The following is an 18,536-nucleotide window of genomic DNA, read 5'->3' on the forward strand; positions in this document are numbered from 1 at the left end:
CGGCGCCTCGGCCGGACCCGCCCAACTGGTCGTCGAGGAGATCCGCGCACGCGGCGGCGAGGCCGTCGCGCACACCGGCGACATCACCACCGGCGACGGCGCCGCCTCGCTGATCGCCGCCGCCCTGGACTCCTTCGGCCGGCTGGACAGCCTGGTCAACAACGCCGGCTTCCTGCGCGACCGGATGCTGGTCAACCTCGACGAGGACGACTGGGAAGCCGTCCTGCGCGTCCACCTCACAGGCCACTTCCTGCCGCTCCGGCACGCCGCCGCCCACTGGCGCGCCGAGGCCAAGGCCGGGCGGACACCCGACGCCCGGGTCGTCAACACCAGCTCCGGCGCCGGGCTGTTGGGCAGCGTCGGCCAGGGCAACTACTCCGCGGCCAAGGCCGGCATCCTCGGCCTGACCTTCGTCGCCGCCGCCGAACTGGGCCGCTACGGCGTCCAGGTCAACGCCGTCGCCCCGGCCGCCCGCACCCGCATGACCGAGCAGACCTTCGCCGACACCATGGCGGCGCCCGCCGAGGGGGAGTTCGACGCCATGGCCCCGGAGAACGTCTCCCCCCTCGTGGTCTGGCTGTCCGCCGCCGACAGCGCCCACGTCACCGGCCGGGTCTTCGAGGCGGAGGGCGGCCGGATCACCGTGATGGAGGGCTGGCGGCCCGGCCCCACCGCCGACAGGGGCGCCCGCTGGACCCCGGCCGAGGCGGGCGGGACCGCCCGAGAACTGCTCGCCGCCGCGGAGCCCCCGCAGCCGGTGTACGGCGCCCGCTGACCGCACCCGCCGAGCACCGCCGGCCGGCGTCGCGGCGGCTCCGCCGGCGTACACCGGCCCGTCCGTGGAACGCGCGCCCCGCCGCCGGGCGGATGGACGGCTGTGTGCCGGCCTGCCGGGCGGTAGCGGGCGACGGACGAGGTGGGATCACGTACGGGTGAGGAACTGACCGGCATCCCCGCCAGGCGCTCGCCGCCGCCCTCGACCGCAGTGCGCCACCATCGGCCCCGCCATGGTGTGCGGCCGGGCGGCGGTCGGCCACATCGCGGAGACTGCCGCCCGGGACACCGCGAACTCCCTTACAGCCCCGGCAGATTGACCACGATCGCCTCCTGCGTGCTCCGGGCGATCACCACCACCGCCTCCTCGTCCGGGCTCGGGTTCTCCTCCCGGTGCGGCACATACGGCGGCACGAACACATAGTCCCCGGGAGCGGTCCGCAGCCGGACCTCCTCCCGGGCCCCGCCGGTGTCCTCGGCGAACACGAACTCCGGATGCCCCTTGACGACGTAGATCGCCGTCTCCGAGGCCCCGTGGTGATGATTCGAGGAGGCGGTACCCGGGGCGACATGCGTCTGCCCCATCCAGATCCGCTCCGACCCGACAGCGCGCCCGCTGATCGCGGCGAACCGCCGCATCCCGCCGGTCTGCGCGGTGTCGCCGTCCAGCGCGTCCGCCCGGATGTGGTGCAGCCGGGCCCGCAGCGGGGCGGGACCGTCCGCCCCGCTGCCGTCGAGGTCAGGATGAAACGCGTCGTACCCCATGCCGCTCCTCTCCTCGGTGCGGGCCCCAGTGCCCTCACCCGTCCATCGCATGCTCCCACCGGCGCTTCGGCGCGGTCCCGGCATCCGGCCTCTCCAGCCAGGTCAGCAGGGTCCGGGGGAGCTGCGCCGGCGCCACCGTGCGGTGCCGCGAACCGGCGCCCTGACCCGGCGGCCGGGCGAGCGAGACACAGCCGGTCGCGGCGAGCAGCAGACCGGACACAAGGGCGAGGACAAGAGAGCGGCTCACGCTGTCACGGTGGAGGAGGTACGGCCGACGTCCAAGCGACGCGCCGGGCGGTCACGCGGACGAACGACAGCGGCCCTCCCCTTGCCCGGCGGCGCCGGGCGGCCCGGCCGTCGTCCCGTTAGCGTCGAACGCGGACGAGGCGCATGAGGAGGCCGAGGAGGTGGGTGCGTGACCAGGTGGCCGGCCGTGCTGTTCGCCTTGCTCGCCGCGGCGGCCAACGCGCTCTCCACGGTGCTCCAGCGGCACGCGGCACGCACCGTGCCGGTCTCCGGCCGGCTGCGGCTCGGCCTGATCGCCGATCTGCTGCACAGCTCGGTGTGGCTCGCCGGGATGGTGATGGTGCTGCCGGCGGCCTGCTTCCAGGCGCTGGCGCTGTCGATGGGCGCCCTGTCGGTGGTGCAGCCGATCTTCGTCCTGGAACTGCCGCTGGCGCTGCTCATCGGGCGGCTGCTGCTGGGCGGGCGGGTCTCCCGGGCCGGGTGGGCCGGTGTCGGGCTGCTCGTCGTCGGGCTGGGGACGGCCCTGGCCGCCGCCGCGCCCACCGTCGGCCGCGACCACGCCCCGCTCAACCGCTGGGTGCCCGCCCTGGTCGTCTGCGCCGCGGTGATCACCGCCACGGTCGGCGCCGGGCTGCGGCGCGGGGAGGGCAGCGTACGGGCCGCCGGCTTCGGCGCCGCCACGGCCGTGGCGTACGCGCTCACCGCCGCCCTGCTGAAGGACGCCACCCACATCTGGCAGGCCGCCGGCCCCGCCCGGTTCTTCCTGTCCTGGCAGACCTACGGCTTCGCACTGGTCGGCGCACTGGCGCTGTTCCTCATGGAGAACGCCATGCAGTCGGGCCCGCTCACCGCCTCCCAGCCGGTGCTCATCCTCGGCGATGCGCTGGTCAGCCTGTCGCTGGGGGTGACGCTCTTCGACGAGCAGGTGCGGGTGGGGTGGTGGCTGCTCCTGGAGGGACTGGGCGTCGGGCTGGTCCTGTGGGGCGCGGTGCTGCTCTCCCGGGTCGCGCTGGCCCGGGACCTGGCGACCGGTCAGGCCGCCGGCCCCCGGCCGCCCGGCCCGCCCACCTGAGTCGTTCCGCCCGCCTGAGTCGTCCGTCAGCACCGCGCACGGGCCGTCCCGTCACCGCACATACGCCGGTGCCACCGCCGACGTCATCAGCCGGCGGGCCGCCCCCGACCCGTTCGCCGGAACCGTCCACAGATCCGAGCCGTAGTCCCCGGGCAGCGCGTAGACCAGGGTCGCGTCGTCGGCCCACAGTGCCTGGTCGTCGATGTTGCGGTGCTCGGCGGTGGCGGTCTCCGCCATGGTGCGCAGGTCGAGGACGTACAGCCGCCAGGGGGCGTCCGGGGAGGCGCCGGGGGCGCGCTTCTTGTAGGCGATGCGGGTGCCGTCGGGGGAGAGGGAGGGGCATTCCACGTTGCGGTGCAGGGTGGTCAGCGTCCGGGCCGCGGCATCGCCCCGCACGAGATAGGTCCGGCCGCCGGTCGCCAGGGTGGCGTAGAAGCGGGTGTCGTCGGCGAAGGTGACGCCCCAGACGTTGATGTCGGAGGCGTGGTATGGCCGGCCGTCCTTGACCACGGCGTAGCGCTCCAGGTTGTCGTCGATCGCCCAGGTGCGGGTGTCGACGATGGCGGTCCGGGTGGAGAAGTTGGTGCCGGCGTACGAGTCGCCGCTGACGAAGACCGTCCAGGCGACCCGGTGCCCGGAGGGCGAGACCCGGGCCCGGGTGGGGATCCCGGCCGCCGGGAAGCGGTGCAGCTCGTGCAGGTGCGCGTCGAGCACCACGGCCCGGTAGGTGTCCTCCAGCGCGCCGTGCTCGGCCTGGAGGCAGATGGCGGTGCCGGCGGCGGCGTGGAAGCGCAGGCACTTCACGCCGGAGGCGGTACGCGGGCCCTGCGGACGGCCGGCGGGCACGCTCGCGATCTCGTCGCGGTGCGGCCCCCACGCCAGGTTCCGCACCAGCAACCGGCGGTCTGCGCCCGGCCGGAGCGAGACGCTGCCGGCGTGTACGGCCGGGCCGCCGGCCTGCTGCCGGTCGCGGCTGCCGGACCGGTCGGCGGCTCGCAGCACCGCCACGGCGCCGACCGCGCCGAGCAGCAGCACGGCGGCCAACAGGACTGCCAGACGGGACGTGTGGGTCATCCGGACACCTCGTTGCCGGTTCGGCGGTCGTCGTCGCTCTCCTCCGGCGTGCCCTCGGTGGTCCGCAGCACCCGGGCCACGACGACGGCGCTGACGGCCAGCCCGGCCGCGGTCACCGCGAGCGCGGCCCGCGCGTCCCACAGGCTCCAGGCCGCACCGAACGCCAGCGAGCAGACGAACCGGGCGAGTGCCTGGCCGGTGCCCACCAGCGCCTGCCCGGCACCCTGGTGCCCGGCCGGGACGACCCCCGCGGTGGCGGCGGCCAGCACTCCGTCGGTGGCCGCGTAGAACGCGCCGTGCAGCACCAGCACCGCGACGACGGCCGGGGCGCCGCCCAGCGGGGAGAGCACCAGCCCGTAGGCGAGCAGCAGCGCGACGTGCCCGGCCAGGAAGAGCCGGCGGCGGCCGATCCGGTCGGCGAGCGCGCCCAGCGGGACGGCGAGCAGCAGGAACACCGCCGCGGTGCCGAGCGGCAGCAGCGGGAACAGGTGGGCGGGCACGCCCAGTTCGCGCTGGAGGAGGAGGTAGAGGAAGGAGTCGCTGACCGTGGTGAGCCCGAGCAGCGCGGCGCACAGCGTGAGCCGGCGCAGCGCGGGGCGGCGCAGCAGGGCCAGCGAGTCGCGCAGCGCGGGACGCGCGGCGGCGGGCGCGGTGTCCGCACCGCCGGCCCGGCCGGGGACGAACAGCACCAGCACCAGCACGCCCAGCGCCGCGACGCAGCCGCTGACCGTGAACACCGCGTCATAGCCGTCGACGGTGGCCCGCAGCACCGCGAACGCGGCCAGCGGCCCGAGCAGTGCCCCGGTGGTGTCCATGGCGCGGTGCACGCCGAAGGCCCGGCCCCGGTGTTCGGGCCGGGTGGCCAGCGAGATCATCGCGTCCCGGGGCGCGGTGCGCAGCCCCTTGCCGGTGCGGTCGGCGGCCAGTACGGCGCTGATGACCGGCAGTCCGTGGGCGACCAGCAGCAGCGGTTTGCACACCGCCGACAGGCCGTAGCCGAGCCCGGCCACCACCTTGTGCCGCCGGCCGCCGCCGTCCGCGAGGTGGCCGCCGGCCAGTCGGACCAGCGCGCCCACACCGTTGTTGATGCCGTCCAGCAGCCCGAAGCCGAGCGGGGAGAGTCCGAGGGCGGTGACGACGTACAGCGGCAGCACCGCGGTGATCATCTCCGCCGAGACATCGGTGATCAGGCTGACCGCACCGAGCGCCAGGACCGTCCCGGGCACCGCAGCCCGCCGCCCCGGACGGATGCTGCCCGGGGCGGCGGCTGCGGTGCCGGAGGTCTCGCGCGTGGTGCCGTTGCGGGAGTCCGCGAGATACACGGGCCTCAGTTCCAGATGTCGGTGATGTCGGACGCCGAGGCGGCGTTGCCCGCGTGGGTGGAGAGCCCGGCCAGGTCCTCCAGCGTGCGGAGCACGTTGTAGTGGTTGTACTGGGTGGCGCTGGAGCTGCCGGGTGCCACATGCTGACCGTAGAACAGGGTCGGAATGCGGTTGCCGGACAGCCGGTTGTCCTCGTCGAAGGTGATCGCGAGGATGCTGTTGTGGGTCTTGGCCCAGTCCGCGTAGGCGCTCAGGTTGTCCTTCAGCCAGGTGTCACCGGTGGACACCGAGCAGTCGTGCATGTCGTTGCAGAGGTTCGGTATGACGAACGAGACCTTCGGCAGCGTGCTGTAGTCGCTGGGGAACTGATCCATCGTCATGGCCGTGTCGGCCGATACGTTCGAGAAGCCGAACCACGGGTTGTGCTTCTGCGCGTAGTCCCCGCTGCTACAGGTCGTCGAACCCTGGCTCGGCAGCGACTCGTTGTAGCTCGCCCAGCTCTGGCCGGCGTCGGTCAGCTCGGAGGCGAGGTTCGGTGCGGACATCGACCCGACGTCGACGCAACTGTCGTCCGTGCGGCCCTGGTTGTCGCCGGAGAACAGCATGTAGTAGTTCGGCTCGCTGGGGTGGGTGAGCGCGTAGGACTGGGTGAGGTCGGCGCCGCCGGCCTTGAGGCTGTTCATGTACGGCGCGTCGGAGCTGCCGATCACCTGGCTGTAGGCGTGGTTCTCCAGCACCACCACGACCACGTGGTCGGGCGACGGGAGCCCGGCGGCCTCCGCGGACGCGGTGGAGCCGGTGGTGGCCCACAGCGCCGCCGACGTGGCGGTGAGGGCCGCTGTAGCGGCCAGGGCGGTGAGGGTACGCCGGTTGCGCTTGCGTGCCTTGCCTGCGGTCATGACTGTCCTCCGGACAGGAGTGACGAGTGGGGGAGAGAGCGCGGTAACCCTAGAAGCCGACGAATGGATTCGGCCGCGTCTGCCGGGTGAAGAACTGGCGAACAGATGAACGATGGTCCTCGTTCAATTGGCCGCTCGCACAGGGGAATTCAGGCCACGCCGGTGCGATTCCGGTCACCTCCGGAGCGGCGCCGCCCTCAGCGACCGCAGCGTGTGGCAACCCCCGCCGGGGATGCGGACCGCCCGGACCCGGGGCTTCCGGGGCCGGGCGGTCCGGTGCGTCAGGCCGTGGGCTTGGGGCGCGGCGCGGCCGGCGTGTCGCCTCGTACGGCGTGTACGTACAGCAGCGCCGTGTCGAGGGTGAAGTACGCGCTGTACGAGATGTCCGGCGTGTCGCCGCCGGTGTGGTAGCCGCCGATGACACCGATCAGGGCGTAACCCCGGAAGTCCCGCACCAGGAAGGGTCCGCCGGAGGTGCCGCCGATGTAGCCGGCGCAGGCGATCTCCAGGAAGTCGCCCGGGGCGGCCGGGTCGGTGCTGGTGTAGCGGTGGGTGGACGAGGAGCAGTCCAGCGGCTTGGGGTAGGTGACATCACTGCTGCCCGGGTAGCCGATGAGCCGTACGTCGTGGTGGACGTAGCCGGGGTAGGGCAGCAGGTCGAAGCCGCCGGTCACCTCCTGGACCTCGGACCCGTCCTCGCGCGCACCGACCTGGACGACCGCGTAGTCCCAGCGGGCGCCCCCGTCCGTCCCCAGGTCGTAGAGGTGCTGGTCGAGATAGATCCGTTCGACCGGATAGATGCCGTGCGGCTTGAGCCCGTCGTGGTACTGCGGCACGAACGACAGGTACTTCTTCGGGTCGGGGGAGAGCAGACAGTGCCCGGCGGTGACCACGAGGTTGCGGTGCGGGCTGCGGATGACCGTCCCGCCGCAGAAGCGGCCGATGTTGTGCCCGTCCGTCCAGAAGAACGTGCCCACCTGGGGGAGCCCGTCGAAGGGGTGGCTGGGCGGCACCGGAGTGCCGGCCGCGGTCGGGGCGGGTGAACTCCCCTTCACCGCAACCGGTTCGGCGGCCTCCATGCGATGCGCGGTCCAGTAGCGGTCGTCCGCCGACGAGGGGGAGCCGGGATCGCCCGCGGCGTGCGCGAGCGGTGCCGGCAGGGCGGTCAGCGGGAGGACGAGCAGCAGCGCGGCGAGCAGCAGCCGCGCGAGGCGGCCGGGTACGGGAAGGGGTCTGCCCATGGTCGTGTTCCTTTCGAGGTCACGTCGTACGGCGTACGGCGAGGAACGAACGAGAGGCTGCGCGAGACGGGGCGGTGCCATGGAGGGCCGACACGGTGGTCAGCCGACGCGGACGTCAACCGACAGGGTGGTAAGGCGACATGGTCGTACGGAGAACGGCGGCTGACCAGAGGGTCGTCATCGCTCCCCTCGCGTTTCCCCTACCGCCCCGCGGAGTTCCGCCAGAATGCGCGCCCGGTCCTCGTCCAGCGCGGGCACCCGGTCCATCCGTGGCTCCCGCCCGGCGACGGTGACCGGTGGCAGCAGCGCTTCGAGCGGGCCCACGGGGGAGTCCACGGTCCGCCAGCGGTCCCGCGCGGCGAGCTGCGGATGCGCCGCGAACCCCGCGACGTCCCGCAGCCGGCCGTGCGCGATCCGCGCCGCTTCGAGCCGCTCCTCGACCTCCTCCGCCGTCATCGTGCCGAACCGCTCCTCGATCCGCTCCCGCAGGACCTCCCGGTTCGCCACCCGTACGGAGTTACGGGCGAACCGCGGATCGGCCGCCAGCTGTGGCAGTTCCAGCACCCGCGTACAGAACTCCGCCCACTCCCGCTCGTTCTGGATGCTCAGGAAGACCTGGGCCCCCGCCGCCGCCCGGTACGGCCCGTACGGGGCGATGGCGGCGTGCTCGGCGCCCGAGCGCGGCGGCCGGCTGCCGCCGTAGCGGGTGAAGTAGTGCGGGTACCCCATCCATTCGCCCAGCGCCTCCAGCATCGACACCTCGAAGGCGCCGCCCCGCCCGGTGCGCTCCCGCTCGTAAAGGGCCGTCAGAATCCCGCTGTACGCGTACATCCCGGCGGCGATGTCGGCCACCGCGATCCCGATCTTGGCCGGGGCCTCCTCCGTACCGGTCAGCGACATCACCCCGGCCTCGCACTGCACCAGCAGGTCGTAGGCCTTCTTGTGCTCGTACGGCCCGCCGGACCCGTAACCGGAGATGCTGCACACCACCAGCCGCGGATCGCCCTCCCGCAGCGTCCCGGCATCCAGCCCCAGCCGCTCGGCCGCCCCCGGTGCGAGGTTCTGCACGAAGACATCGGCCCGCGCGATGAGCTGCCGCAGCACCCCGGCGTCCGCGGGGTCCTTCATGTCGAGGGCGATCGACTCCTTGTTGCGGTTCAGCCAGACGAAGTGGCTGGACATCCCGCGCACCGTCTCGTCGTAGGCGCGGGCGAAGTCGCCCGTACCGGGGCGTTCCACCTTGATCACCCGGGCGCCGAGGTCGGCGAGCTGGCGGGTGGCGAACGGCGCCGCCACCGCCTGTTCGACGGAGACGACGGTGATGCCGTCCAGAGGGAGCATATGAGGACCTTTCCGAGAGAACCGGGGCGTGGACGCGAGGAGCGGGGTACCTATGCCTCCATGGATCCGCACCTGCTGCCCCATGGAACCCCACCCGTCCGCCGGGCGGGATCCCGCGGTCCCCTCTCCCGCACCCCCCGCACCCCGCAGGAGTCACCATGACCGTGGACCGGCACGGACACGCCATGACCGATACCGGCGCCGAGGCCCTGCGCCACTACGAACAGGCCCTGGACGACCTGCTGTTCTTCCGCCCCAGGATCACCGACACCACCCAGGCGCTGCTGGCCGCCGCGCCCCGCTCGCCCATCGGCCAGGCCCTCGCCGCCTACCTGGGCGTCCTGGGCACCGAGGAGAAGGGCGCGGCCGAGGCCCACCAGCGGTTCAGCCGGTTCCGCGCCGGCCTGGACGCCGACCGCCTCACCCCGCGCGAACGCATGCACGTCGCCGCCGCGGCCGCCTGGCTCGACGGCGACTACCGCACCGCGGGCCGCATCCTCGGCGAGATCGCCGTCGCCCACCCCCGCGACCTGCTGGCCCTGTTCGCCGGGCACCACCACGACTTCCTCACCGGCGACGCGCAGCGCCTGCGCGACCGCGTCGGCGGCGCGCTGGACGCCTGGGACGCGGACGATCCGCACCGCGCCCCGCTGCTCGGCATGTACGCCTTCGGTCTGGAGGAGACCGGGCACTACGAATACGCCGAGCAGGTCGGCCGGGCCGCACTCGACCGGCATCCGCACGACGTGTGGGCCATCCACGGCGTCGTGCACACCTACGAGATGCGCGGCCGGTTCGCCGACGGCATCCGCTTCCTCGACGCCCGCACCGGCGACTGGTCGAGCGGCACCCTGCTCACCGTCCACAACTGGTGGCACTACGCCCTCTACGCCCTGGAGTCCGGCGACACCGCCCGCGTCCTGGACATCTACGACTCCGCCCTGCACCACGACGGCTCACCGGGCGTGGCCATGGAACTCCTGGACGCCGCCGCCCTCCTGTGGCGGCTCTACCTGGCCGAGGACGACCAGAGCACCCGCTGGGCCGCCCTCGCCGACGCCTGGGAGCGCCGCGCCGACGGCCCCCACTACGCCTTCAACGACGCCCACGCGGTGATGGCGTACGTCGGCGCCGGCCGCATCGACCGGGCCCGGCGCCTGGTCCGGGACCGCGAGAGCTGGCTGGCGGCAAAACCCGCCGGCGCCAACCGCGCCATGACCGCCGAGATCGGCCTGCCCGTGTGCCGCGCCCTGATCGCCTACGGTTCCCGGGACTACCCCGCCGCCGCCGACCTGCTGCTGCCCATCCGGCACCGGGTCCACGAGTTCGGCGGAAGCCACGCCCAACGAGACGCCGTGCAGCGCACCTTGGTCGAGGCCGCGCTCCGCGCCGACCGCCCCGGACTCGCCCGCACCCTTTTGAGCGAACGGATCCACCTCCGCCCGATCTGCCCGTACAACTGGTCGGCCAAGGCCCGCCTGGAGGACCGGCTCGGCGCGCCGGACCGGGCGGCAGCCGCCCGGAAGCGGGCCGCCGAGCAGGCGGCTGCCTGAGGCGGCGTGCGCGGTAGGGGGCGCGCCGTGCCGGCCGTGTCCCGGCCGGCGCGGCGGCGTCACCCGGCGGCGCCGGCGGGAGCCGGCCGCCCCGGCAGCAGTCCCGCCGGCAGCAGTCCGAGGGCCGCGATCCCGGCCAGGACCAGCAGCGCGCCGCCGGTCGCCGCCGCGGACCCGGCCGAACCGGGGCCGCCCGACGCCGACTTGAGGAACATCATGCTCGCCGCGACCGCGATCCCGAAGGCCGGGCCCACGTTCACCGCGGTCTGCTTCAGCCCGCCGACGACCCCGGCGTACCCGGGTGGCGCGTCGCCCACGACGGTCCCGGTGGCGGTCACCATCACCGCGGCGAACCCGGCGCCCAGCACGGCGAACGCGGCCCCGCCCACCGGCCAGGCGCTGTGCGGGCCGAGCCCCGACAACCCCACCAGCCCGAGCACGACGAGGGCGACGCCGGACACCGCGACCCGGCGCGGGCCGTACCGCCGCAGCGCGGCGGCGGCGACGGGTGCGCCGAGCACCATCAGCACGGTCAGCGGCAGCACCCGGACACCACTGGCGAACGGCCCCAGCCCGACCACGTCCTGAAGGACGAAGGTGGCGGCGAACAGCGCGCCGAACATGCCGCCGCTGATGAGCATCAGCATCGCCATCGACGCCGTGACGGACCGGGAACCGGCCACGGCGGACGGCACGATCGGCTGTGCGCTCCGGCGCTCCTGTACGACCAGCGCCCCCGCGAGGCCCGCCGCCGCGGCCAGCCCCCACACCGTCGGCGCGGCGGTCCAGCCGCGCCCCGGCACCCCGCTCAGTGTCTCGACGAACACCCCGAGTGCCAGTGCCAGCAGACCCGCGCCCACCAGATCGAGCCGCCCGTCCCCCGCGGGTGGCGGGGCCGGCACCCGCAGGGCGAGGACCAGTACCGCGAGCACCAGCGCGACGGGGACGTTCATCCAGAACACCGCACGCCAACCCCACTGCCCGACCAGCAGCCCGCCCAGTACGGGCCCGGCCGCCGCGGCCACCCCGATCGCACTGGTCCGCACCGCGACCGCCGTACCGAGCCGGTCCGCCGGGTACGCCGGCCGCAGCAGGGCGAGCGTCGCCGGTTGCAGCAGCGCGCCGAACACCCCCTGAGCGACCCGCAGTCCGATCACCCAGCCGACCCCGGGAGCCACCGCGATCCCGCCCGAGGCCAGGCCGAAGCCGGCGACCCCTGCGAACAGCAGCCGTCGGTGGCCGTACCGGTCGCCGAGCCGGCCGGCGATCACCAGCAGCGCGGCCACCGCGACCAGGTAGCCGGTGCTCGTCCACTGCACCTGCGCCACGCTCGCCCCGAGATCGCGTTGCAGTCCCGGCTGCGCCACCAGCAGCACCGTGCCGTCCAGCGCCACCAGCATCGCCCCGGCCACGCTGACCACCAGCACCAGCCGCTCCCGTATGCCCGCGCTCATGCCGTCACCGGCCCCAGATGGGCGTCCAGCGCCGCGGACAGCAGCCGGTCCAGCAGCTCCGCGTCCGGCGCGCCGCCGTCCGCCGCCGGCCCGCCCATCGCCAGCTGGAGACTGCCCCACCGCCACAACTGCGCGATCCCGTGCAGGTTCGCCCACAGTGCGGCGGCCGTCACCCCCGCCTCCTCGGACCCGCCGCACCGGGCCACGCGTTCCACCAGCATCCGGAACAGCGGCACCGTCGACTCCCGCAGCCGCGGCCCGTCCGCTGCCTCTTGCTCGCCCTCGCTGTTGAGCAGGTCGTGCCGGAACATCAGCTCGAACATGCCGCGCCGCTCCAGCGCGAACCCGACGTAGGCCCGCGCCAGCGCCGCCACCTGCTCGCGCGGCGGACCCGATGCGCCGGCCACGTCCGCGATGCGCTCGCCGAGCTCCGCGAACCCCCGTCGGGCGATCGCGGACAACAGGGCCCGGTGCGTGGGGAAGTACCGCCGCGGCGCACCGTGCGAGACGCCCGCGCGCCGGGCGATCTCGCGCAGCCCCAGCGCGTCGGGTCCGTCGGTCGTCACGAGATCGACGCCGACGTCGATCAGCCGCTCCCGGAGGGAGTTGTCGGATGCAGGGTTCGCAGAGGTCATAGACAGTGTCTACCAGGGTCGCGTAGACACTGTCTACTCGCTGGTCGTCCGCTGCTCGTGGTGTCGTGGGGCCGGTCCGGTCCGGTGCGGTGGCGGTGCGGGTCAGCCGAGGAGCTGCTCGGCCCAGATGATCTTTCCGTCGGTGGTGTACCGGGTGCCCCAGCGATGGGTGAACTGCGAGATCAGGAACAGCCCCCGGCCGCCCTCGTCGGTCGTGCGCGGATGCCGCAGGTACGGGGAGGTGCTGCTGCCGTCGCACACCTCGCAGATCAGGGTGTGCTCCAGGATCAGCCGCAGCCGGATCGGCCCGGTGCCGTACCGGATCGCATTGGTGACCAGTTCGCTGACCACCAGCTCGGTGGTGAACTCCAGCTCCACCAGGCCCCATTCGGCGAGCTGCGCGGCGGCCATCTCGCGGGCCCGGCCCACCACGGCCGGATCGGAGGCCAGCTCCCACGAGGCGAACCGGTCCGGGGCCAGACCCCGGGTCCGGGCCAGCAGCAGGGTGACGTCGTCGAACGGCCGCTCCGGCACGAGCGTGCCGATGACCGACTCGCACAGCGCGTCCAGCGAGTCGCCCGGCGCGGTCAGCGCCTCCAGTAGCCGCTGCTGCGCCGGCCCGCGCGGACCGCCGCGCTCCACGCCCGCCAGCAGTCCGTCCGTGTACAGCGCGAGGACGCTGCCTTCCTTCACCGGCACCTCGACGGCCTCGAACGGCAGCCCGCTGACGCCCAGTTGAGGGCCGACCGGTACCTCGGCGAAGGACGCGGTGCCGTCCGGCGCGACGATGGCGGGGGCCGGGTGCCCCGCGCTGGCCGCCGTGAAGCGGCGGCCGACCGGGTCGTAGACCGCGTACAGGCAGCTGGTGCCCACGACCCCGGTGTCGGGGCCCGGCGGATCGCTGCCCTCCTCCGACACCCGGCTCACCAAGTCGTCGAGATGGGCGAGGAGTTCCTCGGGGCGCAGGTCCAGGGCGGCTAGGGTCTGCACCGCGGTCCGCAGCCGCCCCATCGTGGCGATCGCGCCGATGCCGTGCCCGCGCACCTCGCCCACCACCAGGGCCAGCCGCGCCCCGGACAGGGTGATCACATCGAACCAGTCGCCGCCCACGCCGGCCAGTTCGTCGGCCGGCCGGTAGCAGGTCGCCAGCGACAGTGCGCTCTGCTCCAGCACGCCGTGCGGCAGCAGACTGCGCTGGAGGGTGAGCGCCGCCTCGCGTTCCCGGGTGTAGCGGCGGGCGTTGTCCACGCAGAGCGCGGCGCGGGCGACGAACTCCTCGGCCAGCCGCAGGTCGTCCTCGGTGAACGGTTCGCCCTGCTCGCTGCGGAAGAAGCTGGTCACCCCCATCGTCGTGCCGCGCGCCCGGATCGGCACCACCATCGCGGTGTGCAGTCCCATCGCCCGCATCCGCGCCCGCCGGCCCCCGGGGATGTCGGCGGCCCACTCCGCGCCGAGCGGATCCAGCCACTCCACCCGCCAGGACTTGCCGTCGGCCAGCGCCCGGATGGGCGGCGACCAGGCGTGATACGACGCCAGGTCCCCGACCCCGATGACGGCTTCGGGGATGCCCTCCCGTGCGGACTGCTGGCCGCCGCGGCGCAGCGCGACCATCTCCGCGTCGCCGGGCGGTCCGGTGAGCGGTTCGCCGCCCTGGATCACCGAGTCCACCAGGTCGACCGCGACGAAGTCGGCGAGGTCCGGCACCGCGACGTCCGCCAGCTCCTGGGCGGTTCGCATCACGTCCAGGGTGCGGCCGATGTCTTGGCCGGCCCGGTCGAGCAGCAGCAGCCGCTGGCGGTTGCGGTACCGCTCGGTGATGTCGGTGACGGTGTAACAGACGCCGAACGGGCGGCCGTTGCCGTCCTCCAGCCGTACGAAGGACATGGCGTGGGCGCGCACCTGCTCGGGTTCCGAACGGGGGCGGCCGATGTGCTCGTGGCCGATCACCGGCACCCCGGTCTCCAGGACCTGCCGCATCTGCGCTTCCAACGCGTCCGAATCCAGGCCGGGTTGGACCTCCCTGAGCCGCCGCCCGATCCGCTGTCGCCCCGGGCCGCCGCCGAACCGCTCCAGTGCCGTGTTCGACCAGATGAAGCGCAGATCGGTGTCCACCACGGCCATTCCGACCGGCGTCTGCATCAGCATCCGCTCCATCACGGGGCGGCTCATCGTCCAGCCCTGGAGGGGCAGTGCCTCGACCGCCGCCACCAGCCAGTGCGGCCGGCCGGTGCCGTCCGACACCAGGGCCAGCTGCACCGCGACGCCGACCAGGCCGCCGTCCTTGCGGCGGGCGGTCAGCGGCCCGCTCCAGCCGCCGCGGGCGCGGCACTCCTCGGCGAGCGCGGGCACCCGCTCCGCGTCCTGTGGCGCCAGCAGTGCCGTGACGGACTGCCCTACGACGTCCGCGGCGGGGTGGCCGAGCAGCCGCTCGGCGCCCTCGGGCCAGCTCTCGACCCGGCCGTGCGCGTCGCACAGCACCAGGGCGGCATCGGCGATGTCGAACGACGCCTGCCGCCCGTAGTGGCCGTTCTCCTCACACTCCACCATCTGAGCCGTTCCGTCTCTGCCGACCGAATGCGTGATATGCGTGATTTACCCCTTCTGAGAGTACTGGTCACGGGTCTTTCGGCCCGGCGGGCAGACCGGCGAGTTCACGGGCCCGGGTCAGCACCTCGACGAGCATCGCGAAGGTCAGCCGGCCGGTGAAGGTGTTGTGCTGACTGGGGTGGTAGCAGCCGAGAACCCGCAGCTCCGGGCGCCCGCCGGCGGCGGGCAGCGTCAGCTCCGCGCCGTGGCCGAACGCGGGCCGGGGGCGCGGCAGCGGCCAGCCCGCCGCACCGAGCGCCGGCAGCAGTGCCTGCCAGCCGAACCCGCCCAGCGCCACCACCGCCCTCAGCCCCGGGGCGAGCAGCCCCAGCTCGGCCGCCAGCCAGGGGCGGCAGGTGTCCCGCTCGGCCGGAGTGGGCCGGTTCCCCGGCGGGGCGCAGTGCACCGGCGCGGTGACCCGTACGCCGTACAGCTCCAGCCCGTCGCCGCGGTGCGTCGCGGTGGGCCGGCTGGCCAGGCCCACCGCGTGCAGCCCGGCGAACAGGAAGTCCCCCGAGGCGTCGCCGGTGAACATCCGGCCGGTGCGGTTGGCGCCGTGCGCGGCCGGTGCCAGCCCGACGACGACCAGCGCGGCGTCCGGCGGGCCAAAACCCGGCACCGGCTTAGCCCAGTACTCCCGGTCCCGGAACGCCGCCCGCCGGGCCGCCCCCACCTGCTCCCGCCAGGCCACCAGCCGGGGGCAGGCCCGGCAGCCCACCACGGCGGCATCGAGCGCCGCCAACCCCGCGCAGCGCGGCGCCTGATGGGCCGGAAAGCCGCGCTCGTCGCTGCCCGGCGGCGGACCGGTCGGGGCGCATCCGCGGCCCGCCACGGTCAGTCCCCGCCGGACGGCGCCAGGAGCAGCAGCGCAATGTCGTCCAGCCGTTCCTCATGGGCGCCGCGCCGCCTGAGGACGGTGTCGGCGACCTTGTCCGGGTCCCCGTACGGCGCGTCCGCGAGATCGGCGGCCAGCTCGGCGATGCACCTGTCCAGATCGGCGCCCGGCCGCTCCACCAGGCCGTCGGTGTACAGGGCCAGCACCGCTTGCGGGGGCAGCGGGATCGTCGTGGCGTGGTACCGGGCGTCCGGACTGACGCCCAGCAGCAGCCCGGGAGGCATCCGCAGCACGCCGGTGCGGCCGTCGGGGTGGCGCAGGATCGGCGGCAGATGGCCGGCACCGGCCAGGCACGCCTCGTGGGTGCGCAGATCGATCAGGACGTACAGGCAGCTGGTGAACAGGTCCGGGTCCAGGTCGGTCAGCAGCCGGTTGGTGCGGGCCAGCACCTCGTCGGGTGCCGCGCCCGCGGTCGCATGGGCGTGCACGGCCGTCCGGGCCTGGCCCATCAGCGCCGCCGCCGCGGCGTTGTGGCCCTGCACGTCACCGATGACCGCGGCCACCCGGTGCGCGTCGAGCCGGATCAGGTCGTAGAAGTCGCCGCCGATGTCCATCCCGCGGGTCGACGGCAGATACCGGGCGGCGACGGACAGCCCGGGGACCTCCGGGAGGCTGCGCGGCAGCAGTCCGGCCTGGAGGTCGTGGGCCAGCTGCTGCTTGGTGTCGTAGAGCGACGCACGGTCCAGCGCCTGGGCGATCAGCCCCGCGAGCGAGGTCAGCACCTGGCGTTCATCGGGGCTGAACGTCCGGGAATGGGTGTATCCCAGCACGCAGCAGCCGACCGGGCGGCCGGAGACGATCAGCGGCAGCACCGCACGGGCGGCCATCCCGGTCAGCTCGGCCAGCCCCGGGAACTGGCGGTCGGTCTCCTCGGCGGAGGTGAAGAAGCCGGGCTCGCCGGTGGCCAGGGCGCGCACGGTGGGGCTGTTCGCGGTGCGCAGGGGGCTGCCCTCGTACGCCTCGACGGCCTCGGGCGGATAGCCGCGCTGGCCGACCGTCCGCAGCCGGCCGGCCTCGGCCACGTACATCAGCATGCCCTGGGCCCCGAACGCCGGCACGATCTGCTCGGCGAACAGCTCGGTGACGTCGTGCACGGTCACCGCCTCGGTGAGCCCGGCGGCGAGGTGCAGCACGTGGTACATCTGCGCGGCCCGCAGCGGCACGACGTCGGTGGGGTACGGGACCACCGGGCCCCCTTCTCGGTCCGTGGCCCGGATCCAGACGCTCACCCCCCGCCCGTCGGGGAACAGCCGGAACGCCAGCCACTGGTGCGGCGGGCGGCAGGCGTTGAACGAGGTCGGCCGGCGGCTGATCACCGCGGCCCGGCAGCGGTCCTCGAAGACCGGGTCGGCCAGCCACGGCAGCACGTCCCACGGCCGGGCACCGAGCAGCCGGGATTCCGGGGCGCCCAGCAGCTCCGCCGCACCCGAGGTGAGCAGGGTGATCCGGCCCTCCAGATCGAGGGCGAAGCAGCCGCCGGGCAGCCGTTCCGCGAAGTCCACCGCGTCCTGCGCCTCGCCCGGCACCGCGGTCCGGGCCGGGGGTGGCAGCTGGACCACCGGGCGGTCCGCGGTGCCCCGGGCCGGCAGCAGGCCCGCCAGTCGCCGGCAGGCGGTGTCCAGCGCGGTGCGCTCCGCCCCGGACAGCTCCGGAGCGTGGCCGGCCGGCCACAGCAGCACCACCGCTCCCCGGCACACCGGCCCGTCGTTGAGCGGCGCCGCGCCCAGCGCGAAGTCGTACGGCAGCGCCACCGCCGTCCGGGGGAAGTCCCGGGCCAGCTGCGGCTGCCCCGCCGCCCACACCAGGCGCCCGCAGCGCGCCGCGACGGCGACCGGGATGGGCGCGGCGAGCGCGATCCGGGTCCACGGGTCCAGCATCGGCGGCGGGAGGCCGCTCATGGCGGCCAGGCGCAGCACCGGCTCGTCGGCCGCGAGCTCGTAGACAATGCCGGCGGAGGCCCCGGTCTCGCGCATCGACCGCAGCAGCGCGCGACCCAGGGGGGAGTCGTCGGCCCCATGGGTCGTCATGGTGCACCCGCCCGCAGCCACGGCACAGTGCTGACGTTACGCCGCTCCCGGGGCCGCGGCAGTCCTACCAGCGGGTGGCCGACTCGACCGTGACCGAGCGCATCGCCTCGTCCGCCGCGCGGTTGACCTCGGCGGCGGTGCCGGCCCGCAGCATGACGTGGCCGATGCGCCCCATGCTGTCGTGCGGGCTGCCCACTTCCTCGCCGGGCAGCTTCGCCGGCGACGTCGCGATGACCCGGTCGCCCCGCGGCAGCCGGCTGATCCAGCGCAGCGTGCCGGCCTCGGGGGCGGTGAGGAAGCGGATCGCGGCGGCGTCCCGCCGCGGGGTGACGTCGGGCCGCTCGCCGAGGACGGCCTGGAGGTAGGCGCGGGCGACGTCGATGCCACGGGCCTCCTCGACCAGCTTCATGATGTGGTCGCCGGGCGGCCGGGGAGGTGGCCGGGGAGCCCGAGCGCGGCGGCGAGGCGGGTGGCGACGGGGGAGAGGAACTCCCAGCAGGCGGCGACGCCGGCCATGCCGGTCTCCCGGCAGAACGCGGTCAGTTCGTCCAGCGCGGTCGCCGGATCGGCGAAGTCGGTGAAGACCGTACCGGCGATCCGGGCCGTCAGCTCGGGGCGGTAGTGCGCATAGAGCTCCTTGTGGGTGGCCACG

Annotated in this window: 16 protein-coding genes and 1 pseudogene; 3 read left to right on the forward strand and 14 right to left on the reverse strand. The window is 74.4% G+C overall.

The annotated features are described in order from the left end of the window. Positions 1-775 (forward strand): SDR family oxidoreductase (locus tag IEZ17_RS19070; protein WP_229852386.1); only part of this gene is annotated, 775 nt, incomplete at its 5' end. A gap of 299 nt (positions 776-1,074) precedes the next feature. Here the strand turns inward: IEZ17_RS19070 and IEZ17_RS19075 are convergent. Both IEZ17_RS19075 and IEZ17_RS19080 read right to left on the reverse strand, forming a co-directional pair. Then, positions 1,075-1,539 carry a cupin domain-containing protein gene (locus IEZ17_RS19075; protein ID WP_189301685.1) on the reverse strand — a complete coding sequence of 155 codons (465 nt, stop codon included), beginning with the start codon at positions 1,537-1,539 and terminating at the stop codon, positions 1,075-1,077. Between the two features lie 34 nt (positions 1,540-1,573). Next, positions 1,574-1,786, reverse strand: a complete 213-nt coding sequence (locus IEZ17_RS19080) for a hypothetical protein (RefSeq protein WP_189301687.1) — start codon at positions 1,784-1,786, stop codon at positions 1,574-1,576. 168 nt (positions 1,787-1,954) lie between these two features. Here IEZ17_RS19080 and IEZ17_RS19085 point away from each other — a divergent pair, with 168 nt between their 5' ends. Continuing rightward, positions 1,955-2,857 (forward strand): DMT family transporter, encoded by a 903-nt coding sequence (locus IEZ17_RS19085; RefSeq protein WP_189301688.1) that lies wholly within the window; start codon positions 1,955-1,957, stop codon positions 2,855-2,857. Positions 2,858-2,908: 51 nt separating this feature from the next. Here IEZ17_RS19085 and IEZ17_RS19090 read toward each other — a convergent pair whose 3' ends face one another. The 5 genes from IEZ17_RS19090 to IEZ17_RS19110 form a co-directional block, all read right to left on the reverse strand. Then, complete coding sequence (locus IEZ17_RS19090) at positions 2,909-3,931, reverse strand: TolB family protein (RefSeq protein ID WP_189301690.1); 1,023 nt, start codon at positions 3,929-3,931, stop codon at positions 2,909-2,911. Then, positions 3,928-5,253 (reverse strand): MFS transporter, encoded by a 1,326-nt coding sequence (locus tag IEZ17_RS19095; protein ID WP_189301692.1) that lies wholly within the window; start codon positions 5,251-5,253, stop codon positions 3,928-3,930. The genes IEZ17_RS19090 and IEZ17_RS19095 overlap by 4 nt, the downstream gene beginning before the upstream one ends. Before the next feature lie 5 nt (positions 5,254-5,258). Further along, a complete protein-coding gene (locus tag IEZ17_RS19100; protein WP_189301694.1) occupies positions 5,259-6,152 on the reverse strand; it encodes an alkaline phosphatase family protein in 894 nt (297 codons plus the stop codon). Between the two features lie 281 nt (positions 6,153-6,433). Next, entirely contained in the window at positions 6,434-7,393 is a 960-nt protein-coding gene (locus tag IEZ17_RS19105) for a trypsin-like serine peptidase (RefSeq protein ID WP_189301696.1), read from the reverse strand. A 177-nt stretch (positions 7,394-7,570) separates the two neighbouring features. Continuing rightward, the gene (locus tag IEZ17_RS19110) at positions 7,571-8,734 is read right to left on the reverse strand and encodes a CaiB/BaiF CoA transferase family protein (protein ID WP_189301698.1); all 1,164 of its coding nucleotides are present in this window, start codon (positions 8,732-8,734) and stop codon (positions 7,571-7,573) included. A 158-nt stretch (positions 8,735-8,892) separates the two neighbouring features. On the opposite strand from IEZ17_RS19110, the gene IEZ17_RS19115 reads away from it, so the two are divergent. Further along, entirely contained in the window at positions 8,893-10,287 is a 1,395-nt protein-coding gene (locus tag IEZ17_RS19115) for a tetratricopeptide repeat protein (protein WP_189301700.1), read from the forward strand. Positions 10,288-10,346: 59 nt separating this feature from the next. On the opposite strand, the gene IEZ17_RS19120 is transcribed toward IEZ17_RS19115, so the two are convergent. From IEZ17_RS19120 to IEZ17_RS42520, 7 genes and pseudogenes are all read right to left on the reverse strand, one after another. Continuing rightward, entirely contained in the window at positions 10,347-11,741 is a 1,395-nt protein-coding gene (locus tag IEZ17_RS19120) for an MFS transporter (RefSeq protein WP_189301702.1), read from the reverse strand. Continuing rightward, positions 11,738-12,376: a TetR/AcrR family transcriptional regulator gene (locus IEZ17_RS19125; RefSeq protein ID WP_189301704.1), complete on the reverse strand. Its 639-nt coding sequence runs from the start codon at positions 12,374-12,376 to the stop codon at positions 11,738-11,740. Before IEZ17_RS19125 ends, IEZ17_RS19120 begins: the two co-directional genes overlap by 4 nt. Before the next feature lie 102 nt (positions 12,377-12,478). Then, entirely contained in the window at positions 12,479-14,923 is a 2,445-nt protein-coding gene (locus IEZ17_RS19130) for a SpoIIE family protein phosphatase (RefSeq protein ID WP_189301706.1), read from the reverse strand. 67 nt (positions 14,924-14,990) lie between these two features. Next, a complete protein-coding gene (locus IEZ17_RS19135) occupies positions 14,991-15,794 on the reverse strand; it encodes a uracil-DNA glycosylase (RefSeq protein ID WP_189301708.1) in 804 nt (267 codons plus the stop codon). Between the two features lie 2 nt (positions 15,795-15,796). After that, the gene (locus IEZ17_RS19140; RefSeq protein ID WP_189301710.1) at positions 15,797-17,884 is read right to left on the reverse strand and encodes a SpoIIE family protein phosphatase; all 2,088 of its coding nucleotides are present in this window, start codon (positions 17,882-17,884) and stop codon (positions 15,797-15,799) included. 64 nt (positions 17,885-17,948) lie between these two features. Beyond that, positions 17,949-18,293 (reverse strand): hypothetical protein, encoded by a 345-nt coding sequence (locus tag IEZ17_RS42515; RefSeq protein ID WP_229852387.1) that lies wholly within the window; start codon positions 18,291-18,293, stop codon positions 17,949-17,951. Beyond that, positions 18,290-18,536 (reverse strand): annotated as a pseudogene (locus IEZ17_RS42520) (ATP-grasp domain-containing protein); the annotation flags it as partial. The gene IEZ17_RS42515 and the pseudogene IEZ17_RS42520, both read right to left, overlap by 4 nt.

The sequence above is a fragment of the Streptomyces albospinus genome (genome assembly GCF_014648695.1).
GTDB lineage: Bacteria > Actinomycetota > Actinomycetes > Streptomycetales > Streptomycetaceae > Streptomyces > Streptomyces albospinus.